Raw genomic sequence first — 22,566 nt, 5'->3', positions numbered from 1 at the left:
GGAAGGCTCTCATCAATGCCTTCTCCGGCCCGAGATGCTCGGGTCAAGCCCGAGCATGACGCGCTTTGCCTCACTCCATCCTGGCCGCGGTCCGCATCACCGCGAGCGCCAGCGTCTGCGCCGCCGGGACGATGCTATCGACCTCGAGGAACTCGTCCGGCGTGTGAGCCATGCCGCCGACCGGGCCGACGCTGCACAGGGTCGGGCAGCCCTGCGCCGCCGTGAAACCGGAATCGGCGCAGCCGCCGGTGTATTCCGCCGTCACCGCGATGCCGAGGCCGGCTGCAGCGTCGCGATAGGTATCGTAGAGCACGAGCGAATCCGCCGTCTGCTCCAGCGGCACGAACTCGCCCTTGATGATCAGCTTCGCCGACGAGCCCTCGACCACCGGCGTCTCGATGATGTCGCGGATCGCCTCGACCAGCGCCTCGCGCTGCCTCGCCGTCTTGTAGCGCAGGTCGATCTCGCACCAGGCGGAGGGCGCGACGGTGTTGACGGTCTGGCCGCCGCCGATCAGCCCGACATTGACGGTGACACCGGCTTCAAGGTCGGTCAGCCCCTGTAGGCGCGGGATCTTGTGGCCGAGATCGACGATGGCCGAGATGCCCTTCTCGTAGTTGGCGCCGGAATGGGCCGCCTTGCCCAAGAACTCGGCCCGCATGAAGACGCCGCCCTTGCGGCCCGACGTGATCGACTGCTTGTGATCGCGGCCATAGTCGGTACCGGTCGGCAGACGGCTCGGCTCGGCGTTGAAGACGCAGCGCGACTCCCGCGCCGCGGCCTCGATTACCGGCCGCGAGGACGGCGAAGCGATCTCCTCGTCGCTGGTGGTCAGCATCAGCAGCGGCGCCTTGAGGCCGCCATTGGCGGCGAAGGCGGCGGCGACGAAGGCCTCGATCACGAGCCCGGCCTTCATGTCGGCGACGCCCGGCCCATAGGCGCGGCCATCGCGGAGGGTGAAGGGCCGGCGGGTCGGCTCGCCCTCGGGGAAGACCGTATCGCGATGGCCGAGCAGCAGGATCGGCCGCTGGTCGTTCGCGGTCGGGTTGGGCAGGCGCGCCTTGACCGCATCGCCATAGCGCGCATCCGGCACGATCTCGACGGAGAGGCCGTTCGCCTCATGGAAGCGGGCCAGCACCTGTCCGGCGCGGTCGACGCCGGCCTTGTCATAGGAGCCCGAGTCGGTGTCGACCATCTCGCGCAGCAGATCGATCATCCCCTGCTTGCGCTCGCCAAGCCAGGCGAGGATGCGGGCTTCTTCCTGTGTCGTATCGGTCATGATGGGCTTCCGGCTGGTGGTGTGGCAGTGAGCTTAGCCAAGCCGCGCGAGCGCCGATAGGAGAGGTACGCAAGCCCGGCAGACCTTCGGCGCGGCCGGATCATGCGGAGTTCCCGGCAACGGCGAGCCGATGGTTAAGCGAAAATTCAGCGTGATGGGACAGGCTGACAAGGGGGACTGGCCTGTCGACCGCTATCGGCCATCTTCCGAACAGCGCTCACAGGCCAATGCCCACATGCAGACCGATTCCGCCGCGACCTATCTGACGCAGCTGAGATTGCGTGTCGGCGGGGCGCTGACCTTGCTGCTCTGGCTCTTCGTGCCGGCAACCATGCTGGCTTGGCTGGCCGCCGACGGAACCGGGCCGCTGGCGCCCTTGCTGATCACGATCGGATCGGCCGCCTTCGCGACCCTGGCCTGGCGGAGCAACTCGACCGGCACGGCGACGCAAATCATCCTCTCGCTGAGCAGCACCGGCAGCGCTCTCGCCTTCACCTACGCGCTCAAGGGCGCGAACTGGCACGAGGTGAGCGACTCCGTGCTCCTGATCATGCTGACACTGTCGGCCGGCTGGTGTGCCTGGCAGCCGCTCGTCGCCACGGCGATCATGGCGCTCGGCCACGGCAGTCTCATCGGTATGCTGATCTCCCGGTCAGGCGACTCCGTGCAGGGAGATGCGCTCTTCCTCGTCGGGGTCGTCATCCAGCTCGGCCTGCTGCTCTGGATCATCCGCCAACAAAGCCGAACGCTCGCGGCCGCAGGTGACATGGCCGCGCAGGCGCGGAACGACGCCACGGTGCAGGCCGAGGAGCTGCACCAGGCGCAACTGCGGGACATGGAACGCGAAGCTGCCCGGCGCCAGACGACCCGGGACATCGTCGCCGGCTTCAACACGCAGTTCCTCGCGACGCTCGACACGGTTCTGCAGGATATCCGCGACCTGAAGGGCCGCGCCGCCTCCCTGAACGAGATCGCCGACATCGCCAATGGGGAGGTTACCGCCGTGGCCTCGACCTCGGAGGAATCCTCGCGCAACGTCTCGGACGTCGCCACCGCGACAGAACAGCTTTCGACCGCGATCACGGCGATCGATCGCCAGCTCGCCACCACCCAGGCGCTGGTCGCCGACATGAACGGCAGCGCCCGGACCACTGCCGGCTCGGTCGACGTGCTCGACCAGGCGGTGCAGCGCATCGACGGCATCGTCGCCCTGATCCGCGGGATCGCCGAGCAGACCAATCTCCTGGCGCTCAACGCGACGATCGAGGCGGCGCGCGCCGGGGACGCCGGCAAGGGCTTCGCCGTCGTCGCCGGCGAGGTCAAGAGCCTGTCCCACCAGACCGCGATCGCGACGCAGGACATCGCCGGGCAGATCGCCGAGATCAAGCAGGCGACCTCCGGCGTGGTCGAGACCATCGCCAAGCTGACCGCCGGCATGGCCGACATGGACGAGCGGACGATCTCGATCGCGGCGGCGCTGGAGGAACAGGGCCAGATGACCCATGTCATTAGCCGCAGCATCGCCGAGGTCGCGACCGGCACGGAGTACCTGGCGCAGACCACCAACAACATCCGCGGCTCGGCCAACCAGACCCATGAGGTCGCGAGCGCGGTGCTCGCCTCGACCACGGCGCTCGAAGGCAAGGCAGAAGAGCTCGAAAGCGCCGTTCACCAGTTCCTGCAGCGTGTCTCGGCTGCCTGAAGCAGGCCGGGCCGCCCGCCTGGCCGCGACGCTTAGGCAGCGATCTCGCGCGCATTGGCGCCGAGATAGGCGATGGCAGCCGCGACACCGCCCTCCCCATGCGGGATGCCTTTCGCCTGCAGTGCCATCTCGACAGCGCTCAGGCTACCCAGCACCATCGGTGCGTTGACGTGGCCCATATGGGCAATGCGGAAGGCCTTGCCGGTGAGATCGCCGATGGCGAGACCGAGCGTGACGCCGCAGACCTCTCGCGCATAGTCGGTGATGACGGTCGGATCGCCGTCGACGAGGATAGTGGTGACCGACGGGGCGCGCTGCGACGGCTCGACGACGTTGAAGCTCAGCACCTGGCCTTCGGCCCATTTCGACATCGCTGCCTGCGTCGCAGCCGCCAGCAGGGCGTGGCGTCGCCAGGCCGCTTCGAGGCCTTCGGTCAGGATCATGTCGAGCGCGGCGCGCAGGCCGAACATCAGATGCTCGGGCGGCGTGCCGCAATGCTTCATGTAGAGCAGCGGGTCCATGCGCGCGGTCCAATCCCAATAGGGCGTGCGCATGGTCGCCTGCCGGTGGGCATGCAGCGCCTTGCCGTTCGCCGCGACGAAGGCGAGGCCGGGTGGGGTCATCAGCCCCTTCTGCGAAGCAGACATCGCGACGTCGACGCCGAAGTCGTCCATATCGAACGGCATGCAGCCGAGCGCAGCGACGCCGTCGACCATATACAGCGCCGGATGGCCGGCAGCATCGATGGCGCGACGGATCGCCTGGATGTCGTTGACCACGCCGGAGGCGGTGTCGATCTGGACGGTCAGCACCGCCTTGATCGCGTGGTCCTTGTCCTGCCGCAGGCGCTCTTCCACCGCCGCCGGGTCGACCGCCGCGCGCCAGGAGCCGGCAAGCACTTCGACATCGGCCCCCATGAACCGGGCCATCTCGCCCCAGCCGATGGCGAAGCGGCCGCTGGAGAGCACCAGCACCTTGTCGCCACGCGAGAGGACATTGGTCAGCGCCGCCTCCCAGCCGCCATGGCCGTTGGCTGCGTAGAGGAAGGTCTCGCCCGTCGTGCGGAAGACAGCCTTGAGGTCGTCCAGCAGGGTTTCGGTCAGATCGACGATCGTCTTGGATGCGAGCTCCTCGGCCGGGCGCATCATCGCCTGGAGGACGCGATCGGGAATATTGGTCGGGCCCGGCATTGCGAGCAGGACCCGGCCATTGGCAACACTCATGAAGACCCCCGCCTTACGCTTCGAATCAGACGCGCTGAACAAGCAGCGATCCGACGGCGCGATGCACAAACCCTATGAACGGTGCAGAAATCGTTGCGCGCGGCCTGTCAGCGGCGCGCTTCGGCCGCCATGCGCACGGCAAAGCCAGCGAGCATCGTCGCCATCACCCAGCGCTGCACCAGCGCCCAGAACGGGCGTGTGCGCAGGAAGACGGCGATGCCGCCCGCGGCGAAGGTGATCAGCGTGTTGACGCTGACCGAGACCGTGATCTGGATGAAGCCGAGGATGATCGACTGCGTCAGCACGCTGCCTGCAGCCGGATCGATGAACTGCGGCAGCAGCGCCAGGTAGAACATCGCGATCTTCGGGTTCAGCAGACTGGTGAGGAAGCCCATCATGAAGAGCTTGCGCGGCCCGTCATGCTTGAGCTCGCGGACATGGAAGGGCGAGCTGCCGCCGGGCCGGACCGCCTGCCAAGCGAGCCAAAGCAGGTAGGCCGCGCCGGCCAGCCGCAGCGCGTCGTATGCGAAAGGCACCGCAAAGAGCAGCGCCGTGATGCCGAACGCGGCGCAGAAGACATAGAAGACGAAACCGAGCGCAATGCCTCCGAGCGAGATCAGGCTAGAGGCCGGCCCCTGCGCGATCGAGCGCGAGATCAGGTAGATCATGTTCGGCCCCGGCGTCAGGACCATGCCGAAGGCGAGCAGGATGAAGGCGATCAGGTTGCTCGTATCGATCATGGTGCGCTCCGGCCGCAAGGTGCGCGACCATGGCATTGCCGGCGAAACGCCCGCAAGGCGCAACCCATGACGCGGCTGCATCGCCGCCATCCCGCATCGGCCTCCCTGGCAGCAGGTGGCGGGAACGAGTCGCCGCCTGCCGGGTTCATGGGCATCACCTCGGGGGGATCCGCGCCATGACCTCGTTCAGCCGCCTGCTCTATTCCGGCATCGCCGGCTCCCTGCTGCTGGCGTCCCTCCTGCTGATGGCGGTCGCGATCTCACGCACTTTCACCGGCTTCCGAACCGGCGAAGGCGCGCTCGACACCATGCTCGACGGGATCGGACTGGTGATCATCGCGGTCGCCGTCGCCGATGTCGGCAAGTTCCTGTTCGAGGAGGAGGTCATCGCCGACCGCGAATTGCGGCGGCCGGCGGAAGCGCGCGGCTCCCTGACCAAGTTCATGACGATCATCATCGTCGCGCTCAGCCTGGAGTCGCTGGTGCTGATCACCAAGGCCGCGCGCGACAAGCCGGCCGACATCCTGTTCCCGTCCCTGCTGATGCTGGTCGCGGTGGCGGCGCTGGTCGGGCTCGGCCTGTTCCAGAAGCTCAGTCAGCATGCGACGGCGGCGATCCCGGACGATGTCGGGGACGACGAGGATGAAGAAGACGAACCACAGGCACGCCGCAGGAAAAGGGGCGCGAACAATTAAGAGCCATCATGCTCGGGCTTGCCCGAGCATCTCAGGCCGGAGGAGGCTCCGGTCAGCGCCTTCTCGTCATGAGCTTCCCGGGTCTGCGCTTCGCTCTACCCGGGAATGACGCGCCTCTTTTCAGCCGCGCAGCTCGACCAGCATCAGGTCAGTATCTTCAGGCTTCGCTCCCGCCGCGGTCAGCATGGCATGAGCCTGGCCGCGGTGATGGGTTTGGTGATTGAAGAAATGCATGACGAGGATGGGGGCCTGCATCGTCATTTCACTCCCGGTCAGCCCCGAGAACCACGTCACGTTCCCTGAGAGCCACTCCGGCGAGAGGTCCTCTGCCCAGCCCAGGATCGTCTCGTCGAAATCGCGGCGCGCGACCTTCAGCTCCTGCCAGTCCGCGATCATCGAGGCGGACTCGCGGTTGGGCACGGTCGGCTTCGGCGTTCCAGCAAAGCGCGAGAGCCAGGTCTGGTCGGCCCAGAGCAGATGGCAGAACGTGCCGTGGATCGAGCGGAAGAAGGCGCCCCGATCGAGACGGCGCGCCTCGTCGGTGAGCATGTCGGCAGCAGCATAAAGACTGCGGTTCTGCCAGCGATTATAGCGCGCCATGGTCGCGACATAGGCCGTGTCGATCATGGCGCGATCTCCCTTCGATCAGATGATGTTCGCCTCGCGCAGCGGCGTGCCGGCGACGATGCGCTCATGGCCGAGATCGGCGAGGTCGAGCGTAAGGTAACGACCGTTGACGATATGCTCGGCGAGACCACGGCCGACCGCCGGCGATTGCTGCAGGCCGTGGCCGGAGAAGCCGTTGGCGAGGTAGAGATTGGGCACGCCGACGGCGGGGCCAAGGATGGCATTGCCGTCAAGGCCGTTCATGTCATAGGGGCCCGCCCAGGCGCGGCCGGGCTTGATCGCCTCGAAGGCGGGCACGCGATGGGCAAGCGGCGCCCAGACATATTCCTCGAAGAAGGACCAGTCGACATCCTCGACATCGGCGTCGGTCTCGACCCACTCGCGGTCGAGTTCCTCCGGCGGCGAGGAGCCGCAGATGAACATCTGGCCCTCATTGCCGCGCTTGCCCTCAGGGCGGACATAGGCGCCGGAGGTGTCGATCAGCAGCGGGCAATTGTCGACCTCGCCCTTGCAGGTGAAGCTGTAGACATAGCGTTTCATCGACTTCACGGGGATGGCGACGCCGGCGGTCGCCGCGAGCCTGGCACCATGGGTGCCGGAGGCGTTGACCGCGGCAGCACAGGCGATGCGGCTGCCATCCGCCAGCTCGACGCCGGTGACGCGGCCGCCTTCGACGACGTAAGCGGCTACTTCGCCCTGGCGATATTCGACGCCGAGCGAGCGCGCCTTCTTGCGGAAGGCCTGCAGCAGGGCCCAGCCGTCGAACCAGCCCTCGCCGCTGACGCCATAGGTGCCGCAGAGGAGATCCGACGTGTTCAGCCAGCTGAATTTGCTGCGCAGCATTTCTGCAGCATAAAGCGCGACATCGGCGCCTTCCTGCTGCTGAAGCATTTGATTTTGCTCAAGAACCTTACGACCCTCGTCGCTGGCTACGTAGAGATAACCGCCCTCGTGCAGATCGATCGACGGCGCCTCGCCATCGACCGAGAGATGCTGACCGATATTGCGCAAAAACTCGATGCCGAAGAGTGAGACGCGAATGTTCACCGCGCTGGAGAACTGCTGGCGAATGGAGGCCGCCGAGAGGGCCGAGGCCGAGAGCCGATAGGTCGGATCCTTCTCGACGACGATCACCTTGCCCTTGAAGCCGGGATCGCTGGCGAGGTGATAGGCGACGGAGGAGCCGATCGCGGCGCCCCCCACGATGACGATGTCGGCCGAGGCTGAAGCGGAAGACATGAGTGACCTGCGCAAGCGATGGTTCGTGATCTCAGCGCATGAATGACGCCACAACCGGCGCTTGTCGAGAGGGTAGATTTTGGGACGTCCCGTCATTCCGGGGCAGGCCGAAGGCCTGAGCCTGGAACCCAGAACCGACGTCTTACCCGAAGAAGCCTGTCGTCGCCTGTGCCTTCACGACCTTCGATCGCGGTTCTGGGTTCCGGGCTCGTTGCTTCGCAACGCCCCGGAAAGACGGCTGCCGGTCAGTTCAACCCCTCGCATTCCCCGACGAGCCAATCACGGAAGGCGACCACTGACGGCAGGCTCGCCTTGGCCTCGGGATAGACGAGGTAATAGCCCTCCGGCCCTCGCACCGGCCGATCGACCGGAATGACCAGCGCGCCCGAGCGCAACTCCTCCTCGACCAGGATACGCGGCACGATGGCGACGCCGAGCCCGGCCACCGCCGCCTGCGCCACCATGGCGAACTGCTCGAAGCGCGGCCCCATCAGCGCCCGCTCCGGCGGAAGGCCCTGCTGCTCCAGCCAGTTGGCCCAGGCCCGCGGCCGGGTCGATTGCTGCAGCAAGGGCTGACGCAAGAGGTCCGCGGCCTCCCTGATACCAGCCTGCGCCACCAGCGCCGGGGCAGCGACGGGCACGACTTCCTCGCCCATCAGACGGTGCAGCCGCGCGCCGGGCCAGACCGGGAGCCCGAAATGGATGGCGGCGTCGGCGGCATCATGGGCAAAGTCGAAGGGCACCAGCTTGGTCGAGAAATTGATGGTGACGCCGGGATGAGCTTCGGTGAAGCGCGGCAAACGCGGGATCAGCCAGCGCGTGCCGAAGGTCGGCAGGATGGCGAGATGGAGCAGGCCGGCGCCACCGCGGAAGGCCATGGCGGAGAGCGTCGCCGCAGCCAATCGCGAGAGCCCGTCGCGGACCTCGGCGGCATAGGCGCCGCCGGCCGGCGTCAGGCTGACGCGCTTCTTGACGCGCTCGAACAGCTTCAGCCCGAGGCTCTGCTCGAGCAGCGCGATCTGGCGGCTGACGGCGCCTTGCGTCAGGTTGAGCTCCTCGGCCGCGCGGGTGAAGCTGCCATGGCGCGCCGCCGCCTCGAAGGCGGCGAGCGCCGAGAGCGAGGGTACCGAGAGGCGGCCGGGAACGATCTCCGATGTCATGATCTCAACTCATCAAGTCGTGAGAACATATCGATTGCGGAGAGCGGCTGGAAGAGGGCATTGTCGCTGTTGAATTGGTGGCCTTCCACCAACCGTCATCCCGGGCGACCAAAGGGAGACCCGGGATCCATGCCTGAGCCTTCCCTTATGGCGCTCAGGCATGGATCCCGGATCTCGGCTTCGCTGCGTCCGGGACGACGCGGCATTTCAACAGCTCCGCGCGGATACCGTGTGGGCCGCAGAAGATAGGCTGATGATGACGACCTCCCTTCCCAATGACGCCCTCGCCTTGCTGAAGCGCCTCGGCGTGCCCGAGAGCGCCTATGCCGGCGCCGGCCTCAGCGCCCGCTCGCCGATCACCGGCGAGACGGTCGCGACGTTGCGCGAGACCTCGCCTGCGGAAGCAGAGGCCGCGATCGGCCGGGCCCAGTCCGCCTACCTCGCCTGGCGCAAGGTACCGGCACCGCGGCGCGGCGAGTTCGTCCGCCTGCTCGGCGAGGAACTGCGCACCCACAAGGCCGATCTCGGCCTGCTGGTGACCCTGGAAGCTGGCAAGGTCACCTCCGAGGGCCTCGGCGAGGTCCAGGAGATGATCGATATCTGCGACTTCGCGGTCGGCTTGTCGCGCCAGCTCTATGGTCTCACCATCGCGACCGAGCGCCCGAACCATCGCATGATGGAGACGTGGCACCCGGTCGGCGTCGTCGGCGTGATCTCGGCCTTCAATTTCCCGGTCGCGGTCTGGTCGTGGAATGCGGCGCTCGCCTTCGTCTGCGGCGACAGCGTCGTCTGGAAGCCGTCGGAGAAGACCCCGCTGACCGCGCTTGCCGTGCAGGCGATCACCCTGAAGACGATGAAGCGCTTCGGGCCCGAGGCGCCGATCGGCCTGTCGGAGATCCTGATCGGCGGCCGCGAGCTCGGCGACATCCTGGTGCAGGACCATCGCGTTCCCATCGTCTCCGCCACCGGCTCGACCCGAATGGGCAAGGAGGTCGGCCAGAAGCTCGCCGCCCGCTTCGCCCGCGCCATTCTCGAACTCGGCGGCAACAATGCCGCGATCGTCGCGCCTTCGGCCGATCTCGACATCGCCCTGCGCGGTATCGCCTTCGCCGCCATGGGCACGGCCGGTCAGCGCTGCACCACTTTGCGTCGCCTGATCGTGCATGAGAGCGTCTACGACCAGCTCGTGCCGAAGCTCGCCAAGGTCTACGGCTCCGTGAAGATCGGCGATCCGCGCGAAGCCGGCATCCTGGTCGGCCCGCTGGTCGACGAGGCCGCCTATCAGGGCATGCAGAAGGCGCTGTCCGAGGCCAAGGCCGAGGGCGGCAAGGTCCATGGCGGCGAGAAGGTCGATGTCGGTTCCGGCGGCTTCTACGTCCGCCCGGCCCTGGTCGAGATGCCCAGCCAGTGCGGCCCGGTCGAGCGCGAGACCTTCGCGCCGATCCTCTATGTGATGAAGTACAAGACGCTGGCCGAGGCGATTTCGCTGCAGAACGCGGTCGGCGCCGGCCTGTCCTCCTCGATCTTCACCCTCGACATGCGCGAGGCCGAGACCTTCGTATCCGGCGAGGGCTCGGATTGCGGCATCGCCAACGTCAATATCGGCCCGTCCGGCGCCGAAATCGGCGGCGCCTTCGGTGGCGAGAAGGAGACCGGCGGTGGCCGCGAAGCCGGCTCGGACGCCTGGAAGGCCTATATGCGCCGCGCCACCAATACGCTGAACTACGGCACCACGCTGCCGCTGGCGCAGGGCGTCAGCTTCGACGTGGATGCGTGATCAAGATCAAGGGGAGAGCATCATGGCCGAAGCTGCGCGCAAGACCGCCCATAGCCACAAGCTGGCCGAGTTCAACTGGCAGGACCCTTTCCTGCTCGACGACCAGCTCAACGAGGATGAGCGGCTGATCCGCGACACCGCGCGCGACTATGCGCAGGAAAAGCTGATGCCGCGCGTGGCTGATGCCTATCTCGAGGAGAAGACCGAGCGCGGCATCTTCAACGAGATGGGCGAGCTCGGCCTGCTCGGTGTCACCGTGCCGGAAGAGTATGGCTGCGCCGGCGCCAACTACGTCTCCTATGGCCTCGTTGCCCGCGAGGTCGAGCGCATCGACTCCGGCTATCGCTCGATGATGTCGGTGCAGTCCTCGCTGGTGATGTACCCGATCTACGCCTATGGCGACGAGAACCAGCGCAAGAAGTACCTGCCCAAGCTCGCCTCGGGCGAATGGGTCGGCTGCTTCGGCCTGACCGAGCCGGATGCCGGCTCCGATCCCGGCGGCATGAAGACAAGGGCCGAGAAGGTCGCCGACGGCTACAAGCTGACCGGCTCCAAGATGTGGATCTCGAACTCGCCGATCGCCGACGTCTTCGTCATCTGGGCGAAGTCGGCCGCGCATGACAACCAGATCCGCGGCTTCATCCTCGAAAAGGGCATGAGGGGCCTCTCGGCGCCGAAGATTGGCGGCAAGCTCTCGCTGCGCGCCTCGATCACCGGCGAAGTGGTGATCGACGGCGTAATCGTGCCGGAAGAGAACCTGCTGCCGAACGTCTCGGGGCTTAAGGGCCCGTTCGGCTGCCTCAACCGCGCCCGCTACGGCATCTCCTGGGGCGCGATGGGCGCCGCCGAGGACTGCTTCCACCGCGCCCGCCAATACGGGCTCGACCGCAAGCAGTTCAACAAGCCCCTCGCCCAGACGCAGCTCTACCAGAAGAAGCTCGCCGACATGGTGACCGAGATCACGCTCGGCCTGCAGGGCTCGCTGCGCGTCGGTCGCCTGCTCGACGCTGGTCAGATGGCGCCGGAGATGATCTCGCTCGTGAAGCGCAACAATTGCGGCAAGGCGCTCGACATCGCCCGCCAGGCCCGCGACATGCACGGCGGCAACGGCATCTCGATCGAGTACCATGTCATGCGCCATGCGGCGAACCTCGAGACGGTCAACACCTATGAGGGCACGCACGACGTCCATGCGCTGATCCTCGGCCGGGCCGTCACCGGGCTGCAGGCGTTCTTCTGATCCTTCCTCTCGGGTCGTCCCGGGCGAGCGCAGCTCGACCCGGGATCCATGCCTGAACCGTTCCGGCATGGGTCCCGGCTCTCCGCTTCGCTGCGGCCGGGACGACGGTGTGGATTCCACTATGACTTCAGCCCCTCCCCTTGCCGGCCTGCGCGTCCTCGAACTGGCGCGCATCCTTGCCGGGCCCTGGATCGGCCAGCTCCTCGCCGATCTCGGCGCCGATGTCGTCAAGGTCGAGGCGCCCGAGGGCGACGACACCCGCAAATGGGGCCCGCCCTTCGTCGAGGGCACAGGCGACGAGCATCTCTCGGCCGCCTATTTCCACTCGGCCAATCGCGGCAAGCGCTCCATCACCGCCGATTTCCGCACGGCAGAGGGCCAGGCGCTGGTGCATCGCCTCGCCGCCCGTGCCGACGTGGTGATCGAGAACTTCAAGGTCGGCGGGCTCGTCAAATACGGGCTCGACGCGGCCTCGATGCGCAAGGCCTATCCGCGATTGATCTACTGCTCGGTCACCGGTTTCGGCCAGGACGGCCCCTATGCGCCGCGCGCCGGCTACGACTTCCTGGTCCAGGGTATGGGCGGGCCGATGTCGGTCACCGGCGAGCCTGATGGCGCACCGATGAAGGCCGGCTATGCCGTCGCCGACATCTATACCGGTCTCTATGCCACCACCGGTATCCTCGCCGCATTGCGCCGGCGCGATACGACAGGCGAAGGCGCAGTGCTCGACATGGCGCTGCTCGATGCGCAGGTCGCCGTGCTCGGCAACCAGGCGATGAACTATCTCACCTCCGGCAAGGCGCCGCAGCGCCTCGGCAACGCCCATCCCAACATCGTGCCCTACGACGTGTTCCCGGTGGCGGACGGGCACATCATCATCGCCACCGGCAATGACGGGCAGTGGCGCAAGCTCTGCGAGGCCGTCGGCGACGCCGGCTTTGCGGCTGAGCCCGACTACATCGACAACCGCTCGCGCGTCGCCAACCGCGTTGCCCTGACGGCGCGCCTCAATGCGCTGACCAGTCGCTTCGCCAAGCTCGACCTTTTGGCCAAGCTCGAGGCTGTCGGCGTGCCGGCCGGCCCGATCAATACGATCGAGGAGGTCTTCGCCGATCCGCAGGTTCAGGCCCGCGGTGTGCGCGTCGACCTGCCGAATCCGGCGGCCAGGGCAGGCTCGACCCCGACCGTCGCCTCGCCGATCGTGCTCGACGGCGTCAGGCAGGTCGCGAACCGGCCGAGCCCGCGCCTCGGCGAACATGAAGACGAGATCCTGAACGACCCGGCCTGGGGCGGAGGCGGCTGAATGGCCGGCTCACCACATGCGGCGGGCGCCGAGCGCATCGAAGGCGGTATCCGACGAGACCATAAGCAGGTCATCGAGAATAGCCTGCGCGGCCAGCAGGCGGTCGAAGGGATCACGATGTTCGCCCGGAATAGAGCCTGCCAGGCGGGCGTGCAAATTCAGAAGCGGAAGCGACTGAAATCCGTCCGCTTGCAGCGCCTCGTCGAATGTCGCGAGGACGTTTTCCACCCCTGGCAGCTTTCCGACCCGGTGCTTGGTCGCAATCTCCATCGCCGAGATCGGACTGACGTAGATCTGGTGATTACGATCGGTGATCGCGTTCATGACCGGCTTGCTCAACGTCCGGCCTCCAAGCCAGAACCAGAGCAAGGTCGAGGTATCGAGCAGCAGCCTCAATCGCCATGGCCCTCCCAGAGCCGTAACTCCTCCTCGGGAAGCGGCTCGAAGAATTCCGGCCCAACCTCGAACTGGCCCTTGAACCGCCCCGGTTTGCGCTCGGGTCGCGCCGTCTCGATCGGCACTAGCCGCGCCACCGGCTTGTCGCGGCGCGAGATCACGACCTCGCCGCCCTTCTCGACTTGCTCGATCAGGCGCGAGAGATTTGTCTTGGCTTCATGGATGGTGACGCGCGTCATCGCCGCCTCCTCGTTCAACCTGACCAACTTAGCTAATTAGGGCGGATATTTCAATGACCGGACCTCGCACAGGCGGGCAGATCCTCGTCGACCAACTCCTGATCCATGGCGCGACCGACGCCTTCTGCGTACCCGGCGAGAGCTATCTTGCCGTGCTCGATGCGCTGCACGATGCCGACATGAAGGTCACGATCTGCCGGGCCGAGGGTGGCGCGGCGATGATGGCGGAAGCTGCCGGCAAGCTGACCGGCAAGCCCGGCATCTGCTTCGTCACGCGCGGCCCCGGCGCGACCAATGCCTCGCCAGGCATCCATATCGCCGACCAGGACTCGACGCCGATGATCCTGTTCGTCGGCCAGATCGAGCGCGGCATGCGCGAGCGCGAGGCCTTTCAGGAACTCGACTACCGCGCCGTCTTCGGCACGATGACGAAGTGGGCGACCGAGATCGACGATGCCACCCGCATCCCCGAGATCATCAGCCGCGCCTTCCATGTCGCGACCGCCGGCCGGCCCGGCCCGGTGGTGATCGCGCTGCCGGAAGACGTGCTGACCGACCTCGCCGACGTCGCCGACGCACAGCCCTACCAGGTCACCGAGACGCACCCCTCGCTCTCGCAGACGATCGACCTGCAGAAGCGGCTCTGGGCGGCGAAGGCGCCGATCGCAATCCTCGCCGGCTCGCGCTGGGACTCGCAGGCGATCGCACGCTTCCAGCGCTTCGCCGAGCGTTTCGACCTGCCGGTTGCGGTCTCGTTCCGCCGGCAGATGCTGTTCCCGGCCGACCACGCGAACTTCGCCGGCGATCTCGGCATCGGCCCCAATCCGAAACTGCTGAAGCGCATCCAGGACAGCGACCTCGTCCTGCTGGTCGGCGGGCGTCTCTCGGAGATGCCGAGCCAGTCCTACACCCTGTTCGGCATTCCCAATCCGGGCCGGCCGCTGGTGCATGTCCATCCCGATCCGGAAGAGCTCGGCCGCGTCTACCGGCCGGAGCTGGCGATCAACGCCTCGCCAACCGCCTTCTGCGCCGCGCTCGAGACGGTCCATCCGCCGCAGGTGATCCCGTGGGCAGGCGCGGGCACCGAGGCGCATGACGCCTATCTCGCTTGGAGCGAGCAGCCGGCGCCGGTGCCCGGCAAGTTCCATCCCGGCGAGATGGTGACCTGGCTGCGCCGCAACATCCCGGCCGACGCGATCATGTGCAACGGCGCCGGCAATTACGCGACCTGGGTGCACCGTTTCCATCGCTTCACCAAGTTCGCGACGCAGCTCGCGCCGACCTCGGGCTCGATGGGCTATGGCGTGCCGGCGGCGATCGGCGCCAAGCGGATCTTCCCTGAGCGGACTGTGATCGCCTTTGCCGGCGATGGCTGCTTCCTGATGAACGGCCAGGATTTCGCGACTGCGGTGCAATACGACCTGCCGGTGATCGTCATCGTCGTCGACAACGGCATGTACGGCACCATCCGCATGCACCAGGAGAAGCACTATCCCGGCCGCGTCTCGGCGACGACGCTGAAGAACCCGGATTTCGCCGCCTATGCCAAGGCCTTCGGCGGCCATGGCGAGCGGGTCGAGACGACGGAGGAGTTCGCTCCGGCTTTCGAGCGCGCCGTCGCCAGCGGCAAGCCGGCGATCATCCACTGCCTGCTCGACCCCGAGGCAATCACCCCGGCGAAATCGCTATCGACCATCCGCGCCGAGGCGTTTGCATCTCAGGGCAAGGGCTGAGAGCCGCCGAACCACATCCGGCGCATCAGCCCGTCCTTCAGCACGAACTGATGGAGGAGGGCCGCGCCGGCATGGATCGCAGCGAGTGCGGCCAGGGTAGTGAAGAGCGCCTCGTGCAGGCGTAGCATCGCCTCGTAGACGGCCTTGTCCGGGCCGATCGGGTGCGGCACGGCGATCCAGCCGAAGAACAAGGTCGGGATCTGGATCGGTGCGGCCGAGACCATCAGCAGGCCGGTCAGCGGCAGCGTGAGCAGGCAAAGATAGAGCCCGGCCCGGACGATTGCCGCGGCTAGGGCTTGCCAGGCCGGCATGGTGAGCGATTGCGGCTCCGGCAGGGCCAACCGCAAGACGAGGCGCAGGAGGACGAGCGCCGCGACGCTGAGCCCGATGGATTTGTGCCATTGGTAGAGCTGGAAGCGGCTGATGAGATCGCGGGTCTCGTCGCGCATCACTTGAGCGAGCCCGAACTGCACGAGGATCAGCGCCAGCGTCAGCCAGTGCAGCGCGATGATCAGGGGATGCCAGCGTCTCGGGCGCATCGCCAAAGTCCCCGCCTCTCACCTGCCATGAAAAGCACTGTTCAGCGCAGGATCTCGCCGCGGATCGCCAGATCGACCTGATCGTCGACGATATTGACGTCGCGCCCGATGGCGAAGGCGTTGCGCGAGAAGCCGGTGGTCGCGCGGAAGGGCAGTCGCTCGCCGGGGCGCAACCCTGCTGGATCGCGCTCGGCGACCGCGCTGACATCCACCGGTTGCGTGGCGCCGCGGATCGTCAGCCGGCCGCGGATTACGAGGCTGCGACCATCGACCCGGCTGACCTGCTCGGAGACGAAGCTCGCCGTCGGATAGTGGCCGACATCGAGCATGCTCTCGCCCTTGATGAAGCCGTCGACCAAAGCGGTGCCGGTGTGGAGCGAGACCGTCTCGATCGTCATCCTTATGCGGCTGCGCTCGGGGTGGTCGAAATCGAGGGAAATGGCGCCCTCGACATGGTCGAAGATGCCCGACGCGGTCGGCACGCCGAAGCGCTTGGCGGTGAAGGAGACTTCGCCCGAACCCTGCCGCAGCGTGCCTGAGGGCTCGGCGGATACCGCCGTCGCGAGGGCGGCGGAGAGAAGCAGCGCGAGGAACGAACGGATCGCCATGATTGCCGGCCCAGCCTGCGTGGACGAGACCGGATGTCTAGACCCGCACCGCAACGCCCGCCAGAGCACGCGCGCAATCGTGTACGCAGCGGTCGCAACCGCCGGCCTGGGGCCCGGCGCAATGGTGATGCAACGGAGAGATCGAACTTTCCCGCGCGCGCCTCGTTTGAGAGATGCGGGTGCATGATCCGGTCGATTGCAGCGCTAACGCGAACAAGCGCGACGCAACCGGGCAGTGCAGGAACAGGAGGTTCGGCCATGACACGACGGGTGATCCTGGTGCTCGGCATTGCCGGCACAATCGGATTCGCGATGGCGCCGCAGGCACAGGCTGCCGGCTTCCTCGACGATCTCACCCGGGCGATCTTCGGCAATCCGACCCCGCCGGCCGCAGTCGGCATTCCGGACGGTCCGGCGATCAGGCCGAAGCCCAGCAAACCGCGCCCGGTGAATACAAGGCCGGCGGAGCCCACGGTCAAGCTCGACCCGGCCAGCGATGCCTACTGGTATCTGCGCGATCCCACGCTGCGGAAGGGCGACATTGTGGTCACCCGCAGCGGCATCGTCGTCTTCGACGGGCAGAAATCCACAGAGCACGCGACCAGTCAGTTCACGGCGCTCGACGACACCAGACGTCTGCCCAAGCTTCAGCAGCAGACCCTCGAAGCCGCGGCTGCGGGTGGACGGGCTTATTTCACGCCGTCCATCACCGCGCCGGTCGTCCCAGTGCTGGCGACGAAGGCGGATCTCGGCGCCACCGCGCAGGCTCAGTAAGTCGCGCGGCCGCCCGAGAGATCGAAGACGGCGCCAGTCGAGAAGCTGCATTTCTCGCTGGCGAGCCAGGCGACCAGCTCCGCCAGCTCATCGACGGTGCCAAGCCGCTTCAGCGGGCTCTTGCCGATCATGGTCGCGACCGTCTCGGCGCTCATCTGCTGCAGCAATTCGGTCTCGATCGCAGCCGGCGCCACCGCATTGACCAGCACACCGGTGCCGGCGAGTTCCTTGCCATGGGCCTTGGTCAGCGCGATCACGCCGGCCTTGGCGGCGCTGTAGGCCGAGAGCGTCGGCGTGCCCTCCTTGCCGGCTAGCGAGGCGATGTTGACGATGCGGCCATGACCGCGCAGCGCCATTACGGCCGCGACAACACGCGAGCAGAGGAAGGTGCCGGTCAGGTTGACCGCCTGGACCTTCTGCCATTGCGCCAGCGGCGTTTCGGCGAGCGTGGTCGAGGGGCCGGTCAGTCCGGCATTGTTGACGAGCACCGCGATCGGCCCGTGCTCGCGCTCCGTCCGGTCGAGCGCGGCCGCGACCTGCGCCTCGTCGGTGACATCGCAAGCGACGAAGGCGTGACCGCCCTCGCCCTCCTTCAGATCCCAAACGACCGGAAGGAAGCCGTCCAACGCCAATCGCTCGCAGACGGCACGGCCGATGCCCTTGGCACCGCCGGTGACGACGGCGACCTTCGCCGAATCCGCCGGGCTCACGCCGCCTTGGCCTCGTCGAGCTTGGCGGCGACGAGCTTGCGCAGGCTGCGAAGGTCCTTGACGAAGCCGCGAATGCCCTCGGCGAGCTTCTCGGTCGCCATCGGGTCCTCGTTCATGGCGAAGCGGAAGGCCTTCTCGTCGAGCGTGATCTTCTTGGCCCCTCCGGGGGATGCGACTTGCGGCGAGGCTGCCGGCGACAATTTGCGCGGGAGGTTGCCGGTCGCGCCAGCGAGTTCGTCGAGCAGGCCCGGGCCGATCGTCAGCCGGTCGCAGCCAGCCAGTTCCTCGATTTCGCCGGTGTTGCGGAAGGAGGCGCCCATGACCACGGTCTTGATCCCGAACGCCTTGTAATAAGCGTAGATGCTCTTCACCGAGACGACGCCGGGATCGGTCTCGGCGGTGTAGGGACCGCCGCCGGCCTTCACATGCCAGTCGAGGATGCGGCCGACGAAGGGCGAGATCAGGAAGGCCTTGGCATCGGCGGCCGCGACCGCCTGCGGCAAAGCGAAGAGCAGGGTCAGGTTGCAGTCGATGCCCTCGGCCTGGAGGACACGAGCAGCCTGGATGCCCTCCCAGGTCGAGGCGACCTTGATCAGGATGCGCTCGCGCCCGACGCCGCGTTCCTTGTAGGCAGCGATGATGGCGCGCGCCTTGGCGATCGTGGCTTCCGTGTCGAAGGAGAGATCGGCATCGACCTCGGTCGAGACCCGGCCGGGCACGATCTTGGTCAATTCGGTGCCGAAGGTGACGGCCAGCCGGTCGCAGACCGCCTCGACCACACCCGCACCGCCCTGGCGCTTGCCCCAGGCGATCGCCTCCTCGACGAGACCGGCATAGGCCGGCGTCTCCACCGCTTTCAGCAGCAGCGTCGGATTGGTGGTGCAGTCGACCGGCTTGAGGCGGCGCACGGCCTCAATGTCGCCGGTGTCGGCGACCACGGTGGTCATGGCGCGGAGCTGGTCGAGCTTGGAGGCGGTCATCACGTCATCCGTATGGGTTGCTGTCGGTCTGCCATCAATATGAAGCCTGCCGACCGTCATTGCGAGCGAAAGCGAAGCAACCCGGCCCTGCACCAGCCCCGGCCGGGTCGCTTCGTCGATGCTTTCGTCAGCTCTTCACCGCACCTGCGGTCAGGCCAGTGACCATGTTCTTGCGGAAGCCGTAATAGATCACCGCTGGCGGGATGGCGTAGATCAGGCCGGCCGTCATCAAGAGGTTCCAGGGCGCATCATCGGCCGAGAGGAAGAGCCCGAGGCCGACTGCGAGCGGCACCGCCTTTTCGCTGGAGAGCAGCAGGAAGGCGTAGAGATACTCGTTCCAGGCGAGCAGCAGCGCGTAGATGCCGATCACCACCATCGAGGGCTTCATCAGCGGCAGATAGACCAGCCGGAAGAGCTGCAGCGAGTTGGCGCCATCCATGATCGCGGCTTCGTCGAGCTCCTTCGGCAGCTTGTCGGAGGCCTGCTTCAGCACCCAGATCGCATAGGGCGAAGCCAGCGCCACCATGGCGAGGATCAGCGCGACGCGGGTGTTGAGCAGCCCGAACGTGCCCATCGCCTTGTACATGGGGATGGCGAGGAAGGCGGCCGGGATCAGATAGGTCGCCAGCGCGAAGTTCATGATCGAGCGGCCGCCCGGCGCCTTCAGCCGCGAGATGGCGAAGGCAGCGCAGGTCGCGATGAACAGCGTGAGCAGCCCGGTCGCGATCGCGATCATGAAGCTGTTGAACAGCTGCAGCCAGAAATTCGTCAGGTAGTAGTGCTGCTGGTTGAAGACGATCTGGAAGTTCTGCAACGTCGGCTTCTCCGGCCAGAGCTTGCCGGCGAGCATCGATTCCTGCGTCGAGATCGACAGCACGAAGAGATGGTAGATCGGCAGCAGCGTCCAGATCAGCACGGGAATGGCGATCAGGATCAGTTTGCCCTCGTCGAGAACCTTTTTCATCATTCGGCTCCCTTCGAGAGACGCTTCACCATGAACCAGACCATGGGCAGGATCAGCGGCATCGCGCAGATGATCGAGGCGATGCCGAGGTCGAGATTGTTGTTGCGCATATAGCGGATGCCGAGCGTCGCCAGCACGTGGTTGAGATCGCCCGGACCACCGCCGGTGAGCAGATAGACGCTGTTGAAGTCACCCAGCGTCCAGATCATCGAGAGCAGGGTCGAGGTGACGTAGAGCGTCGCCAGCGACGGCCAGGTGATGAAGCGGAACTGTTGCCATTTATTGGCGCCGTCGACGCTGGCCGCCTCATAAAGGTCCTGCGCGATGGCGAGCCGGCCGGTGACAAGGATCAGCGTCCAGAACGGCAGCGACTTCCAGATATGGACCATGATCGAGGAGGCGAAGGCGAGCGTCGGATCGGTCAGCCAGCCGGGGCCCTCGACGATGCCGAACCAGTGGAAAAGCTGCTGGTTGATCATGCCGTTCTCAGGGTTGAGCATCACCCGGAAGGACAGGATGGTCGGGATCGAAGGCACCGCCCAGGGCAGGATGAACAGCACCAGCATGAAACGCACCCAGGCACGCTGCTGGACGAAGAAGCCCGAGAGGAACATCGCGATGATGAACTTCAGGTTCACCGCGATGAACAGGAAGACGACGGTGTTGACCAGCGTGCGAACGAAGATCGGATCGGCGAAGAGCGCCTTGTAGGACTGCCAGTTGAGGCCCAGCCAGAGGCCGTAGGCAACCGGATAGACCACCATCACAGCGAAGACGAGAAGATAGGGTGCGAGCATGAGCACACCCCAGAACACGCGGTCGCGCGCCTGTCCGGAGGTTGCATCGCTCGAAGCGGTTGCTGGGGGAGCCATCGCTGCCGTGGTCATTCTAGTGTTCTCCCTCGAGACGCGCCCCGCCGTCGAAGACGGGTCGGCATCCCGCAGCGAGGTTGCGCTGCGGGATGCCGTGTTTGTCGGCTTGCCTTATGCCGGCGTCAGCCGGCGATCTGCTTGATGCGGGCGATCATCTCGTCGACCGCCTGCTCCGGCGTGGCCTTGTCGACCAGCACGCGGTTGACCGCCTTGGCCCAGACGTTCTCGGCGTTCACCGTGGTGAACTTGTAGTTGTAGACGAACTGGAACGGCGTGGTGCCATCCGTGTACTGCTTGTAGACGATCTTGCGGTGCGGATCCGCGCCCGTCCAGAACTCGGCCTTGGCGGCCTCGACCGTGGTCGGGAACCAGCGGCCGACCGAGCCCTCGACGAAGGGACGCAGGTTCTCGTCCTTCATCATGAAGGCCATGAATTCCTTGCCGCGCTTCTTGTTCTTGCCGTCGGCGAAGACGACGGCGGTCTTGACTGCGGCGAGGTTGGTCATCGGCGAGCCGTCCGGCTTGTTCGGGAACTCGGCCGTGCGGATGTTGTCGTAATAGTTCTTCTTGGCCTGGTCGCGCTGCTCCTGGGTGAGCGCCTGGTTGTTCATGTCGTCGAGATGCTTGGCCGCGATCGAGATCGTGGCGTTGTGGGTCAGCACCGTCGTGCGGTTGTGGAAGGCGACGTTGTTGTCGGGGTCGAGCCAGTTCACCGAGGAGGGCGGCGTACAGCCACGCTGGGAGATGTTGGCGTAGTCCTTCACCGCCTTGATCATCGCCGCCTTGTTGGCCGGCTGGTCGAGCACGATCTTGCCGTCCTCGTCGACGACCTTGGCATTGTGGGCGTTGGCGAAGGTCAGGAAGGAATAGAAGGTGTCCGAGGCGGCGACGCCCATCGGATGGCCGACGGCGTAGATGCGCTTGCCCTTGGCGCGCAGCGCGCCCTGGACCTTGTCGCACCAGAAGTCCCAATAGCCGTCCCAGCCCTTCGGGATGTCGCTTTCCTTGAAGCCGGCCTCTTCCAGCATGTCCTTCCAGTAGGTGATGTGCATCATCTGCTGCTGGATCGGGAAGGCGTAATAGGCCTTCTTGCCGGTCTTGCCGTTCATCAGGAAGGTCGTCGCCAGCGCCTGCGGCTGGAGCTGCGCCTTGAGCGGCTCCAGTGCGTCGGTGACGTCCTCGAGCTTGCCCTCGAAGGCCCACTGCCCGGTGGTGCGGAAGTCATAGGTGGTGCAGAATCCGACATCCGGCGGCGTGCCCGCCTGGACGGCGCCGACCGACTTGGTAACGCAGTCCTCGGTCGCATAAAGGGAGAGGTCGACCTTGACGCCGGTCGCCTTCTGGAACTTGTCTACGACGGCGAGCAGCGCGTCGTCCTCGCCCTTGTAGAAGCCCTTGGTGAACCAGACGGTCACCGTCTCCTGGGCAAGCGCCGCTCCGGACCAGCCGGCGGCGATTGCGGCCAAGGCTGCGCCGGCAGCCAGAGAACGCACGAATTTCATGGTATCCTCCCATTTAAAACGTTTAGATTGAGCTTTTTTGTCCTGCTCCTCATAAACACTAGTCGATGAGCCATGCAACTCACAAGCGGCTGGGTTGCACGATTTTCATGCGATGTTCGATCGGACGTGTCCTTGATCCCTTCCGCCGAACCTAGGTGAATCGGCTTTGACGGCGCAGCCCGGCCGCGTCAAAGAGGACGATGTCACGGATGTGTCATGCGCGCGGCTTACCCCGCGCCGCACGATCCATGTCCTGACGTT

22 protein-coding genes are annotated in these 22,566 nt (G+C 66.2%); 7 read left to right on the top strand and 15 right to left on the bottom strand.

Annotated elements, in window-relative coordinates; all coding sequences use genetic code 11:
- Positions 1-70 precede the first annotated feature (70 nt).
- Positions 71-1,279, bottom strand: a complete 1,209-nt coding sequence (locus AC1DS0_RS13325) for a M20 family metallopeptidase (RefSeq protein ID WP_476814806.1) — start codon at positions 1,277-1,279, stop codon at positions 71-73.
- Between the two features lie 235 nt (positions 1,280-1,514).
- On the opposite strand from AC1DS0_RS13325, the gene AC1DS0_RS13320 reads away from it, so the two are divergent.
- Complete coding sequence (locus AC1DS0_RS13320) at positions 1,515-2,981, top strand: methyl-accepting chemotaxis protein (protein ID WP_476814805.1); 1,467 nt, start codon at positions 1,515-1,517, stop codon at positions 2,979-2,981.
- A 32-nt stretch (positions 2,982-3,013) separates the two neighbouring features.
- On the opposite strand, the gene AC1DS0_RS13315 is transcribed toward AC1DS0_RS13320, so the two are convergent.
- The gene (locus tag AC1DS0_RS13315; RefSeq protein ID WP_476814804.1) at positions 3,014-4,204 is read right to left on the bottom strand and encodes a pyridoxal-phosphate-dependent aminotransferase family protein; all 1,191 of its coding nucleotides are present in this window, start codon (positions 4,202-4,204) and stop codon (positions 3,014-3,016) included.
- A 107-nt stretch (positions 4,205-4,311) separates the two neighbouring features.
- Complete coding sequence (locus tag AC1DS0_RS13310) at positions 4,312-4,944, bottom strand: LysE family translocator (protein ID WP_476814803.1); 633 nt, start codon at positions 4,942-4,944, stop codon at positions 4,312-4,314.
- 176 nt (positions 4,945-5,120) lie between these two features.
- On the opposite strand from AC1DS0_RS13310, the gene AC1DS0_RS13305 reads away from it, so the two are divergent.
- Entirely contained in the window at positions 5,121-5,639 is a 519-nt protein-coding gene (locus tag AC1DS0_RS13305) for a GNAT family acetyltransferase (RefSeq protein WP_476814802.1), read from the top strand.
- Positions 5,640-5,759: 120 nt separating this feature from the next.
- Here the strand turns inward: AC1DS0_RS13305 and AC1DS0_RS13300 are convergent, their stop codons facing one another.
- The 3 genes from AC1DS0_RS13300 to AC1DS0_RS13290 all read right to left on the bottom strand — a co-directional run bounded on the left by AC1DS0_RS13300 (position 5,760) and on the right by AC1DS0_RS13290 (position 8,665).
- Complete coding sequence (locus tag AC1DS0_RS13300; protein WP_476814801.1) at positions 5,760-6,266, bottom strand: DinB family protein; 507 nt, start codon at positions 6,264-6,266, stop codon at positions 5,760-5,762.
- 18 nt (positions 6,267-6,284) lie between these two features.
- Positions 6,285-7,505 (bottom strand): NAD(P)/FAD-dependent oxidoreductase, encoded by a 1,221-nt coding sequence (locus AC1DS0_RS13295; RefSeq protein WP_476814800.1) that lies wholly within the window; start codon positions 7,503-7,505, stop codon positions 6,285-6,287.
- A 245-nt stretch (positions 7,506-7,750) separates the two neighbouring features.
- The gene (locus AC1DS0_RS13290) at positions 7,751-8,665 is read right to left on the bottom strand and encodes a LysR family transcriptional regulator (protein ID WP_476814799.1); all 915 of its coding nucleotides are present in this window, start codon (positions 8,663-8,665) and stop codon (positions 7,751-7,753) included.
- A gap of 253 nt (positions 8,666-8,918) precedes the next feature.
- On the opposite strand from AC1DS0_RS13290, the gene amaB reads away from it, so the two are divergent.
- The 3 genes from amaB (at position 8,919) to AC1DS0_RS13275 (ending at position 12,988) form a co-directional block, all read left to right on the top strand.
- Entirely contained in the window at positions 8,919-10,442 is a 1,524-nt protein-coding gene (gene amaB / locus AC1DS0_RS13285; protein ID WP_476814798.1) for an L-piperidine-6-carboxylate dehydrogenase, read from the top strand.
- Positions 10,443-10,464: 22 nt separating this feature from the next.
- Positions 10,465-11,682: an acyl-CoA dehydrogenase gene (locus AC1DS0_RS13280; protein WP_476814797.1), complete on the top strand. Its 1,218-nt coding sequence runs from the start codon at positions 10,465-10,467 to the stop codon at positions 11,680-11,682.
- 121 nt (positions 11,683-11,803) lie between these two features.
- Positions 11,804-12,988 (top strand): CaiB/BaiF CoA transferase family protein, encoded by a 1,185-nt coding sequence (locus tag AC1DS0_RS13275; protein WP_476814796.1) that lies wholly within the window; start codon positions 11,804-11,806, stop codon positions 12,986-12,988.
- Positions 12,989-12,997: 9 nt separating this feature from the next.
- On the opposite strand, the gene AC1DS0_RS13270 is transcribed toward AC1DS0_RS13275, so the two are convergent.
- Together AC1DS0_RS13270 and AC1DS0_RS13265 are read right to left on the bottom strand one after the other, a co-directional pair.
- Complete coding sequence (locus AC1DS0_RS13270) at positions 12,998-13,384, bottom strand: type II toxin-antitoxin system VapC family toxin (protein WP_476814795.1); 387 nt, start codon at positions 13,382-13,384, stop codon at positions 12,998-13,000.
- Positions 13,381-13,623 carry a type II toxin-antitoxin system Phd/YefM family antitoxin gene (locus tag AC1DS0_RS13265; protein WP_476814794.1) on the bottom strand — a complete coding sequence of 81 codons (243 nt, stop codon included), beginning with the start codon at positions 13,621-13,623 and terminating at the stop codon, positions 13,381-13,383. Before AC1DS0_RS13265 ends, AC1DS0_RS13270 begins: the two co-directional genes overlap by 4 nt.
- A gap of 47 nt (positions 13,624-13,670) precedes the next feature.
- Here AC1DS0_RS13265 and AC1DS0_RS13260 point away from each other — a divergent pair, with 47 nt between their 5' ends.
- Entirely contained in the window at positions 13,671-15,356 is a 1,686-nt protein-coding gene (locus AC1DS0_RS13260) for a thiamine pyrophosphate-binding protein (protein WP_476814837.1), read from the top strand.
- Here the strand turns inward: AC1DS0_RS13260 and AC1DS0_RS13255 are convergent.
- Together AC1DS0_RS13255 and AC1DS0_RS13250 are read right to left on the bottom strand one after the other, a co-directional pair.
- Positions 15,341-15,895 carry a cytochrome b gene (locus tag AC1DS0_RS13255; RefSeq protein ID WP_476814793.1) on the bottom strand — a complete coding sequence of 185 codons (555 nt, stop codon included), beginning with the start codon at positions 15,893-15,895 and terminating at the stop codon, positions 15,341-15,343. The genes AC1DS0_RS13260 and AC1DS0_RS13255 overlap by 16 nt on opposite strands.
- A 41-nt stretch (positions 15,896-15,936) precedes the next feature.
- Positions 15,937-16,503, bottom strand: coding sequence for a YceI family protein (locus AC1DS0_RS13250; RefSeq protein ID WP_476814792.1), 567 nt, complete (start codon positions 16,501-16,503; stop codon positions 15,937-15,939).
- 258 nt (positions 16,504-16,761) lie between these two features.
- On the opposite strand from AC1DS0_RS13250, the gene AC1DS0_RS13245 reads away from it, so the two are divergent.
- Positions 16,762-17,277 (top strand): hypothetical protein, encoded by a 516-nt coding sequence (locus AC1DS0_RS13245; RefSeq protein WP_476814791.1) that lies wholly within the window; start codon positions 16,762-16,764, stop codon positions 17,275-17,277.
- Here the strand turns inward: AC1DS0_RS13245 and AC1DS0_RS13240 are convergent.
- The 5 genes from AC1DS0_RS13240 to AC1DS0_RS13220 all read right to left on the bottom strand — a co-directional run bounded on the left by AC1DS0_RS13240 (position 17,271) and on the right by AC1DS0_RS13220 (position 22,296).
- Positions 17,271-17,987, bottom strand: coding sequence for an SDR family NAD(P)-dependent oxidoreductase (locus AC1DS0_RS13240; protein ID WP_476814790.1), 717 nt, complete (start codon positions 17,985-17,987; stop codon positions 17,271-17,273). The two genes, AC1DS0_RS13245 and AC1DS0_RS13240, sit on opposite strands and share 7 nt — an antisense overlap.
- Positions 17,984-18,967: a transaldolase gene (gene tal / locus AC1DS0_RS13235; protein ID WP_476814789.1), complete on the bottom strand. Its 984-nt coding sequence runs from the start codon at positions 18,965-18,967 to the stop codon at positions 17,984-17,986. The genes AC1DS0_RS13240 and tal overlap by 4 nt, the downstream gene beginning before the upstream one ends.
- 127 nt (positions 18,968-19,094) lie before the next feature.
- The gene (locus AC1DS0_RS13230) at positions 19,095-19,931 is read right to left on the bottom strand and encodes a carbohydrate ABC transporter permease (protein WP_244543815.1); all 837 of its coding nucleotides are present in this window, start codon (positions 19,929-19,931) and stop codon (positions 19,095-19,097) included.
- Positions 19,931-20,818 carry a carbohydrate ABC transporter permease gene (locus tag AC1DS0_RS13225; protein WP_152016670.1) on the bottom strand — a complete coding sequence of 296 codons (888 nt, stop codon included), beginning with the start codon at positions 20,816-20,818 and terminating at the stop codon, positions 19,931-19,933. The genes AC1DS0_RS13230 and AC1DS0_RS13225 overlap by 1 nt, the downstream gene beginning before the upstream one ends.
- A 107-nt stretch (positions 20,819-20,925) precedes the next feature.
- Positions 20,926-22,296, bottom strand: a complete 1,371-nt coding sequence (locus AC1DS0_RS13220) for an ABC transporter substrate-binding protein (RefSeq protein WP_476814836.1) — start codon at positions 22,294-22,296, stop codon at positions 20,926-20,928.
- Between the last annotated feature and the right edge of the window lie 270 nt (positions 22,297-22,566).

The sequence above is a fragment of the Allobosea sp. P4_H5 genome (assembly GCF_056400825.1).
This window is presented reverse-complemented; position numbering and strand designations above follow the sequence as displayed.

Excerpts from the sequence above, each read along its gene's own strand:
- AC1DS0_RS13325 (WP_476814806.1), bottom strand. The coding sequence starts at position 1,279 with ATGACCGATACGACACAGGAAGAAGCCCGCATCCTCGCCTGGCTTGGC.
- AC1DS0_RS13320 (WP_476814805.1), top strand. The coding sequence starts at position 1,515 with ATGCAGACCGATTCCGCCGCGACCTATCTGACGCAGCTGAGATTGCGT.
- AC1DS0_RS13315 (WP_476814804.1), bottom strand. The coding sequence starts at position 4,204 with ATGAGTGTTGCCAATGGCCGGGTCCTGCTCGCAATGCCGGGCCCGACC.
- AC1DS0_RS13310 (WP_476814803.1), bottom strand. The coding sequence starts at position 4,944 with ATGATCGATACGAGCAACCTGATCGCCTTCATCCTGCTCGCCTTCGGC.
- AC1DS0_RS13305 (WP_476814802.1), top strand. The coding sequence starts at position 5,121 with ATGACCTCGTTCAGCCGCCTGCTCTATTCCGGCATCGCCGGCTCCCTG.
- AC1DS0_RS13300 (WP_476814801.1), bottom strand. The coding sequence starts at position 6,266 with ATGATCGACACGGCCTATGTCGCGACCATGGCGCGCTATAATCGCTGG.
- AC1DS0_RS13295 (WP_476814800.1), bottom strand. The coding sequence starts at position 7,505 with ATGTCTTCCGCTTCAGCCTCGGCCGACATCGTCATCGTGGGGGGCGCC.
- AC1DS0_RS13290 (WP_476814799.1), bottom strand. The coding sequence starts at position 8,665 with ATGACATCGGAGATCGTTCCCGGCCGCCTCTCGGTACCCTCGCTCTCG.
- amaB (WP_476814798.1), top strand. The coding sequence starts at position 8,919 with ATGATGACGACCTCCCTTCCCAATGACGCCCTCGCCTTGCTGAAGCGC.
- AC1DS0_RS13280 (WP_476814797.1), top strand. The coding sequence starts at position 10,465 with ATGGCCGAAGCTGCGCGCAAGACCGCCCATAGCCACAAGCTGGCCGAG.
- AC1DS0_RS13275 (WP_476814796.1), top strand. The coding sequence starts at position 11,804 with ATGACTTCAGCCCCTCCCCTTGCCGGCCTGCGCGTCCTCGAACTGGCG.
- AC1DS0_RS13265 (WP_476814794.1), bottom strand. The coding sequence starts at position 13,623 with ATGACGCGCGTCACCATCCATGAAGCCAAGACAAATCTCTCGCGCCTG.
- AC1DS0_RS13255 (WP_476814793.1), bottom strand. The coding sequence starts at position 15,895 with ATGCGCCCGAGACGCTGGCATCCCCTGATCATCGCGCTGCACTGGCTG.
- AC1DS0_RS13250 (WP_476814792.1), bottom strand. The coding sequence starts at position 16,503 with ATGGCGATCCGTTCGTTCCTCGCGCTGCTTCTCTCCGCCGCCCTCGCG.
- AC1DS0_RS13245 (WP_476814791.1), top strand. The coding sequence starts at position 16,762 with ATGACACGACGGGTGATCCTGGTGCTCGGCATTGCCGGCACAATCGGA.
- tal (WP_476814789.1), bottom strand. The coding sequence starts at position 18,967 with ATGACCGCCTCCAAGCTCGACCAGCTCCGCGCCATGACCACCGTGGTC.
- AC1DS0_RS13230 (WP_244543815.1), bottom strand. The coding sequence starts at position 19,931 with ATGAAAAAGGTTCTCGACGAGGGCAAACTGATCCTGATCGCCATTCCC.
- AC1DS0_RS13225 (WP_152016670.1), bottom strand. The coding sequence starts at position 20,818 with ATGACCACGGCAGCGATGGCTCCCCCAGCAACCGCTTCGAGCGATGCA.